The sequence below is a fragment of the Streptomyces sp. P17 genome, from assembly GCF_032436805.1.
Taxonomy (GTDB): domain Bacteria; phylum Actinomycetota; class Actinomycetes; order Streptomycetales; family Streptomycetaceae; genus Streptomyces.
This window is the reverse complement of sequence record NZ_JAVRBF010000440.1, coordinates 1-364: the sequence shown is the minus strand read 5'-3', so window position 1 is coordinate 364 and position 364 is coordinate 1. Positions and strand designations below refer to the sequence as shown.

The following is a 364-nucleotide window of genomic DNA, read 5'->3' as shown; positions in this document are numbered from 1 at the left end:
CTTTCAGATTGCCGAAGAAATCCTTATTCATCAACGATTGTTCATCGTCAGGAATTAGCCGCTCATACGGATTGATAACCCCGGCTCCAGCGTTCCACGCAACGAAAGGCGGCGCTTTGATTTGTTCGTCAATTGTGATACGGTTATATTCCGTCTTCACGCCCGCGCCGACGCCGATAGCATCGTACAAGACGTTCATATTTTGATTCTGACGAGTTTCGACGATTGCCCGGCGAGTTGTTACACCCGTGTCACGTTCGCCCCATTCCTGAACATCGCGCAAGATTATCCATTGACGCATTGCGAGCGCATTCCGGTCAATACCACCGTCAGCAACGTCAAGGCCCGCCGTCCATGCGTTCGG

Annotated in this window: 1 protein-coding gene; it reads right to left on the bottom strand. The window is 51.9% G+C overall.

Features of this window, described 5'->3' with window-relative positions:
• Positions 1 to 364: hypothetical protein (locus tag RMT89_RS41640; RefSeq protein ID WP_315888957.1), on the bottom strand; the 364-nt coding region annotated here is incomplete at both ends.